7 protein-coding genes are annotated in these 7,218 nt (G+C 70.4%); 5 read left to right on the forward strand and 2 right to left on the reverse strand.

The genetic code is table 11. The features are described 5' to 3' along the window. Nucleotides 1-248: 248 nt before the first annotated feature. Entirely contained in the window at nucleotides 249-1,442 is a 1,194-nt protein-coding gene (locus ACWF94_RS05895) for an RtcB family protein (RefSeq protein WP_453485068.1), read from the reverse strand. 394 nt (nucleotides 1,443-1,836) lie between these two features. Here ACWF94_RS05895 and ACWF94_RS05900 point away from each other — a divergent pair, with 394 nt between their 5' ends. From ACWF94_RS05900 to ACWF94_RS05910, 3 genes are all read left to right on the forward strand, one after another. Next, nucleotides 1,837-2,730: a DUF3558 domain-containing protein gene (locus ACWF94_RS05900; protein ID WP_453485070.1), complete on the forward strand. Its 894-nt coding sequence runs from the start codon at nucleotides 1,837-1,839 to the stop codon at nucleotides 2,728-2,730. A gap of 146 nt (nucleotides 2,731-2,876) precedes the next feature. After that, nucleotides 2,877-3,623, forward strand: coding sequence for a DUF3558 domain-containing protein (locus tag ACWF94_RS05905; RefSeq protein WP_453485072.1), 747 nt, complete (start codon nucleotides 2,877-2,879; stop codon nucleotides 3,621-3,623). Nucleotides 3,624-3,791: 168 nt separating this feature from the next. Next, entirely contained in the window at nucleotides 3,792-5,294 is a 1,503-nt protein-coding gene (locus ACWF94_RS05910; protein ID WP_453485073.1) for a DUF2637 domain-containing protein, read from the forward strand. A gap of 25 nt (nucleotides 5,295-5,319) precedes the next feature. Here ACWF94_RS05910 and ACWF94_RS05915 read toward each other — a convergent pair whose 3' ends face one another. Continuing rightward, on the reverse strand, nucleotides 5,320-5,526 hold the full coding sequence (locus ACWF94_RS05915) for a hypothetical protein (RefSeq protein WP_453485075.1): 207 nt from the start codon (nucleotides 5,524-5,526) through the stop codon (nucleotides 5,320-5,322). A 146-nt stretch (nucleotides 5,527-5,672) separates the two neighbouring features. On the opposite strand from ACWF94_RS05915, the gene yhfZ reads away from it, so the two are divergent. Next, a complete protein-coding gene (gene yhfZ, locus ACWF94_RS05920) occupies nucleotides 5,673-6,620 on the forward strand; it encodes a GntR family transcriptional regulator YhfZ (RefSeq protein ID WP_453485077.1) in 948 nt (315 codons plus the stop codon). 170 nt (nucleotides 6,621-6,790) lie between these two features. After that, on the forward strand, nucleotides 6,791-7,165 hold the full coding sequence (locus tag ACWF94_RS05925; RefSeq protein WP_453485078.1) for a transcriptional antiterminator: 375 nt from the start codon (nucleotides 6,791-6,793) through the stop codon (nucleotides 7,163-7,165). Nucleotides 7,166-7,218 lie beyond the last annotated feature (53 nt).

Raw genomic sequence — 7,218 nt, forward strand, 5'->3', positions numbered from 1 at the left:
CCGGGACGACCCAACGCCCGGGACCGGACCGGACCGGAACCAGGCCGGGACCCAACGCCCACCGGCCGGGACAACGGACCCGCACCAGGACAACGGACCGGCACCAGCGACAAGGGACCGGCACCAGGACAACGGACCCGCACCAGCGACAAGGGACCGGCACCAGGACAACGGACCCGCACCAGCGACAAGGAACCGTCGCCGAAACAAAGACCCGGGACCGCACTCGGCAGCCCCGGTCCCGGCCCTCAGCCCTTGACGCAGATGACCTGCTTCAGCTTCGCGACGACCGCCACCAGGTCCCGCTGCTGATCGATGACCTGCTCGATGGGCTTGTACGCCCCCGGGATCTCATCGACCACCCCCGAGTCCTTCCGGCACTCCACCCCCCGGGTCTGCGCCTCCAGATCCTGCGTGGTGAAACGCTTCCGCGCCTGGTTGCGGCTCATCCTGCGGCCCGCGCCGTGGGAGGCGGAGTTGAAGGACTTCTCGTTGCCGAGGCCCTTCACGATGTAGGAACCCGTGCCCATGGAGCCCGGGATGATCCCGAAGTCCCCGCTGCCCGCGCGGATCGCTCCCTTGCGCGTGACCAGCAGGTCCATCCCGTCGTACCGCTCCTCCGAGACATAGTTGTGGTGGCAGGAGATGACCGGGTCGAAGGCGACCTTCGCCTTGCGGAACTCCCTGCGGACCACTTCCTGGAAGAGCCCCATCATCGTCGCGCGGTTGAGCTTGGCGTACTCCTGCGCCCAGAACAGATCGTTCCGGTACGCCGCCATCTGCGGGGTGTCCGCGATGAAGACCGCGAGGTCACGGTCGACCAGGCCCTGGTTGTGCGGCAGCTCGCGGGCCAGGCTCATATGGTGCTCGGCCAGTTCCGCGCCGATGTTCCGCGAGCCGGAGTGGAGCATCAGCCAGACGGCACCGGACTCGTCGAGGCAGAACTCCACGAAGTGGTTGCCCGCGCCGAGCGTGCCCATCTGCTTGGTCGCCCGCTCACGGCGGAACTTCACCGCGTCCGCCACCGTGTCGAACCGGCTCCAGAAGTCGTCCCAGACTCCTGCGGGGAACCCGAACACCCGGTCCGGGTCGACCGGTTCGGAATGCATTCCCCGGCCGACCGGGATGGCCTGCTCGATCTTCGAACGCAGCCGGGACAGATCGCCCGGCAGATCGTTCGCGGTGAGCGAGGTCTTCACGGCGGACATTCCGCAGCCGATATCGACACCCACCGCCGCCGGGCAGACAGCGCCCCGCATCGCGATGACCGAGCCGACGGTCGCGCCCTTGCCGAAGTGGACGTCCGGCATCACGGCAAGACCCTCGATCCAGGGCAGCGTCGCGACATTCCGGAGCTGCTGCATCGCGACATCCTCGACCGTCGCGGGGTCGGCCCACATCCGGATGGGCACCTGGGCACCCGGCACCTCTACGTACGACATACTTCCTCAATTCCCCCGAAAGCCTACGAAAATCAATGAAACGCAAAACTGGCGCCAAGATCCGCGAAAAACCCAGCGGACCGGCATCCACAGCGACGCGTGCGATAGACATTGTGTCCATCGGCCGCCTCCGCGCGGCAACAGCTTTTCCGCTCGAAGGGAGCCTGGGACCGTGCAGCGAAAGGCGTACGCACCCCGCCCAGAGACACCGGAGGCACCACAGTCCCCGGGGGCGCCGGGGGCGCCGGGGACACCGGGGGCGGGCGCCCGCGCATCCGGTCACGGGGCGGTGACGCGCCCACCGGGTCACCTGGCCGCGACGTACGCACCCGGTCGCGATTCGGCAGAGCGCCCCGCCGCCCCCGGCGTGACCTCGCCCGTATCCCGCCGGGGGATGCCGCCCTACGCGCGCGGTCTGGCGGTGGCGGCCCTCGCCGCACTGGTCGCCGGCTGCACCAGCGGTTCCGGAGCCGAGGGCTCCGCGACGGATTCCAAGGCGGGCCCGGGGACCCAGCCCGCCGCCCAGCCCGGGAAGTACCGCACCCTGCTCGAACCATGCGGTTCGGTGGGCGGCTCGACCCTCAAGGATCTGCTGCCCGGGGTGGGCGAACTCCCCGACGAACAGCAGCAGAAGGCCCTGCGCGGCACGGCCGCCAGCACCTATGACACCGACCGCCGCGTCGGCTGCCGCTGGCAGGCCGACTCCCCGGACGCCACCCACACCCTGAGCCTGGACTTCGAGCGCGTCGTGTCGTACGACCCGGCCGTCAGCGATGTCGCACGGACACAGGATGTGTTCGCCAAGAAGCAGATCGGGGCACTGCCGAACATCCCCCCCGAAGAGACCGCACCCCCGGCGGGCAAACCGTCCGGCAGCGCCTCCACCCCGGCGGGCACCCCGACCGGCACCTCGACCGGTCCCCCCTCCGCCGACAGTACGGACGGCAGCACGGACGGCAGCACCGCACCGGGTGCCACCGCTCCGGGCGGCACCGACGGCCCCGACGGAACCGACGGAACCGCGGAGGGCACCCCGGACGGCCTGGCGCCCCGGCTGCTGGACTCCCTCGGCGACGCCGCCTTCCTCAATGATGTGCTCAGCGACGCGGGCACCGGATCCACCGCCCAGCGCCGCACAGTCAGCGTGGTGTTCCGCACATCGAACGTCATGGTGACGGTCCTCTACACCGAGCAGTCCGCCCGTACGACGGAGATCCCCGACAGCCGGGAACTCCAGGAAAAGGCCCAGAGCCTGGCCCGGAACCTGGTCGAGAAGTTCAGCGACTGACATCCCCGCAGAACCGGCGGCGCCCGGCGGCAACGTGCGGCACCGGGCCCCACAAGGTAACCGGGGCCACACCCGCCGGCGCCTCCTCCGCGTACCGTGGCCTCGCCGGCCGGAGTGAACGTACGACACACACGACTGAAGGAATCATGCACCGAACAGCCCCGCGACTCGCCCGCATACTCGCCTGCGCAGCCGTCCCGGTGATGCTCGTCGCCTCCGGCTGCTCGTCGGGCTCCGGCGACAAGCCCGCCAAGGGCGACAAGTCCGCGAGCCCCGGCCCCAAGGACTCCTCGAAGGGCACCGCTCTCCCCAAGTCGACGGCTCCCCCGCCCGTGGCGCCCGCGAAGTTCGCCAAGCTCCCCGACCCCTGCAAGTCGCTCTCCTCGAAGACCGTCGGGAAACTGGTCCCCGAGACCAAGGTCAAGGGCGGCACCGCCGGCCGGTCCACGGACACCATGAGCCGTGCGAGCTGCTCGTGGAACGGTCTGGACGACAAGGGTGTCAAGGGCTCGCAGTACCGCTGGCTCGATGTCTCCTATCTGCGCTACACCTCCGAGCAGTCGCTCAACCTCAGCGGCAAGCAGCGCGCCGAGGAGACCTACGGCAAGGAGATCGTCAAGGCCCAGAAGACGCCCGGCGCGAAAGGGGTGAAGACCGCCCCCGCACCCGGTGTCGGCGAAGCCGCCATCGCCACCACGTACCAGCTGACGAAGACCGGCGAGGACTTCTCGTACGTCACGATCGTGACGCGTACGGACAACATCGTCATCACGCTGACCTACAACGGAACCGGCTACGCGGGCTCAAAACCCCCGGCCGTGGCCGATCTGACGAAGGACGCGACCACCGCCGCGAAAGAGACCGTCGCCTCGGTCACGGCCGCCAACAAGTAGCCTGCCCCTGGCCGGAAGGGAACACCCGTTCCTGGGCGCACATCCCGTGGCACAGCTGCGCGGGGAACCCCCGTGCGCCGGAACGTGCGTTCCCGAACGCTGTCCTGAATTCGCGCCACCGGGCGCGCACTTCGGGGCTTGCGTTTCGACTACGGGAGGGGGTCGCGGGTGGCCGCGATGCAGCTGACACGCACGCACCGCATACTGATCGGGCTCGTGGTGACGGGCGCGGTGCTGATCGCCGGGATCGGCTTCGCGGGTTCGTACGCGGCGGTGCGCGATCTGGCCGAGCGCAAGGGGTTCGGCGACTTCGCCCTCTGGTTCCCGATCGGCATCGACGCGGGGATCGTGGTGCTGCTCGCGCTGGATCTGCTGCTGACCTGGATGCGTATCCCCTTCCCGCTGCTCCGTCAGACGGCCTGGCTGCTCACGGTCGCCACGATCGCGTTCAACGGCGCGGCCTCCTGGCCGGATCCGCTGGGCGTCGGGATGCACGCGGTGATCCCGGTGCTGTTCGTGGTGTCGGTGGAGGCGGCGCGGCACGCGGTGGGCCGGATCGCGGACATCACCGCCGACAAGCATATGGAGGGTGTACGGATCACCCGCTGGCTGCTGTCGCCGGTCCCGACGTTCAAGCTGTGGCGCCGGATGAAGCTGTGGGAGCTGCGGTCGTACGAGCAGGTCATCAAGCTGGAGCAGGACCGGCTGATCTATCAGGCCAGACTCCAGGCCCGGTTCGGCCGGTCCTGGCGCCGGAAGGCTCCGGTGGAGTCGCTGATGCCGCTGCGGCTGGCGAAGTACGGGGTGCCGCTCGCCGAGACGGCCGCCGCCCGTCTCGCGGCGGCGGGCGTTGACCCGGTGCTGCTGCCGCCCCAGCCGAGGCTCGAACTGCACAAGGCGGCCCGGGGCCCGGCTCAGCCCCAGCTCCCGATGGCCTCCCGGGAGCCCCAGGAGTCTCACGAGTCCCGGGAATACGCCGGCCAGGGATACGCCGGCCAGGGCTACAGCGACCAGCCCCAGCAGCACCCCCAGCCTCAGGGGCAGCCGCAGGACCAGGGGCAGCCACAGGATCAGGGCTCCGGTCCGTACACCAACCCCTGGTTCAGTTCGCAGCAGGTGCCCGTGGACGCGCACAAGGGCGCGTTCAACCCCACCTATGTGGAGGGTCTGGAGCCCACGCCCGTACAGGTCCCGGCGGGACCGGGGCGTACCCGCGATCTCGGTGGTCTGCCCGGACAGCGCCAGGGGGAGCACCGAGGGGAGCGGGCCGAGGACCCGGCGGCGGTGGAGTACGCGGCGGTGGAGCGACTCGAAGAACTCGCCGCGCCGGCCGAATCCGCCGACCGACCGGCCGCACCGGCCGCACCGGCCGCACCGGCCGCACTGGCCGAACCCGACCAACCCGCCGAACCCGCCGACGCGGACTTCCCGGAGCAGCCCGAGCACGCGCAGCAGATCGCCGAGGAGCAGGAGTTCTACGAGGCGGCCTACCCGGTCTACGAGTCGTACGCGTACGAGCAGAGCGGCTACCCCACCGTCGAGCAGCTCGACATACACCTCTCGGACGTCCACGGCATCCGGCACGCCCGGAGCGCCGAGCTGCTGCGCCGGGCCATGCCCTACTTCAAGCAGCGGTTCGAGGAGGAGTCGCAGTCCGAGCACATCGCCTGAGGCCCGCCCGAGGCTGTACGGGGGCTCACGCCCGCGCGCGCTTACGGCCCGCCTCTCCGGCGAGCGCCAGCACCACGCCGACGACGAGGATGACGAGGTAGCCGGTGGTGGGCAGGTCCCACCACTTGTGGAGCAGGCCCCAGTCGCCGTCGCCGAAGGTCCGGCCGCCCGCTCCCAGTCCGCCCTGGATCGCGGCGATCCAGCCGATGGTCAGGATGATTTCGTTCTTCATGCCTCCCACGGTCTCCCGCACCCGGGCCCGATACGTCATGCGCACGTCGGAACCGGTGGTAGGCCGAAGGATGCAGCGGTGTACCCAGCGGAGTCCGGGTTCAGCGGGGTCTTGTCAGTATCCAGAATCCTGGTTACTGTCCAAGCGTGAACCGTTTCGACGAGCGTTTCCTCACCCGCAACGGTCTCGCGGCCCAGCAGCTCGCCGTACTGCTGCTGAACCACGAGGCGGACACCCGGCTGCCCCGGGTGCGGGACTTCGCCCAGGAGCTGGGCTGCGGGAACGGTACGGTTCAGGCCGCCCTCCAGCTGCTGGAGGAGGCCGGGGCGATCGAGACCTCCGCCCGGGGCCACCTGGGCACCTTCCTGGTCCGCTCGGACCGCGCGACGCTCTGGCGGCTCTCCGGCCTCGGCACCCTGCTGGCCGCGATGCCCCTGCCCTACTCGCGCCGGTACGAGGGCCTGGCCACCGGGCTGCGGGCCGCGTTCGAGGAGGCGGGCGCACCCTTCGCGATCACCTTTATGCGCGGCGCCGGGGCCCGTACGGCCGCCCTGCTCGACGGCAAGGTCGATCTGGTCGTCCTCTCCCGCTTCGCCGCCGACCGGCTGATCGAGGAATACCCCGTGCAGCTGCTGGCCGACTTCGGCCCGGCGACCTATGTGGGCGCGCACGGCCTGCTGCTGCGCAAGGGCGCGTCGCCCGGCACTGCGGGCCTGCGGGTGGCCGTCGACCACACATCCGAGGACCAGCGGATTCTGGCCGAGCGCGCGTTCGCGGGCCGGGACGACATCGAGTGGGTCGAGTCCTCGTATATGCAGCTGCGCGACCTGCTCGCCCGCGACCAGGCCGACGCCACCGTATGGAACCTCGATGAGGTGCAGGGCCGACTCGGCGCGGGCGACGCGGATGTCGAAGTGCTGCCGCTGGGCGACGAGGTGACCCGCGGGCTGGCGCTGCGCAACTCCAGCGCGGCTCTCATCGGCCGGACCGAGGGCGCGAAGGCGCTGAACGCGGTGCGCGAGGCGCTGGATCTGTCGCTGGTGACCTCACTCCAGAGCGAAGTACTGCGGGGCGATCGCATGCCGTCGTACTGACCCCGCCCGCCGACCCGATCCGTCGGCCTGATCCCCCCCGACCCGCCCCCCGACCTGACCCCGCCGAGCCGATCCTTTCGACCTGATCCAACGTCAACATCCGCCGCGCCGCAGTCTTTGCGGAGCTGAGAATCCAAAATCCTGTTTACTGTTCAATCTGGGAGGATCGAATGGACGACCAACTCGCCGAACGCGTCCGGCTCTTCCGCGAGGGCGGCCAGGTCCGCCCCGAGGTCGCCGACTTCGTCACCGCCGAGCTGACCGCACTCGCGGACGAGGGCCGGACCGTCACCGAGGCGACGGCGGGCATGCTGACCAGCCATCTCATGATGGCCCTCACCCGGCTGGTCGACGGCGAACCGATCGCCGAGTTCCGTACCGACGATCAGGTGGCGGCCGAACTCGCCGACCACCCCGAGGCCGTGACGCGGGCCCGCGCCGTCGCCACCCGCGCCCGGGGCGAGCTGGGCGCCGAACTCCCCGCCTCCGAGATCAACTTCCTCGCCCTGCATCTGGCCGTACTCGCCCAGCAGCCGGCCGACTGACCCGCCCCGCCCCACCCCACCCCGCCCCACCCCCACCTCAGCGACACCACACC

This window comes from Streptomyces sp. NPDC055078, assembly GCF_053607985.1.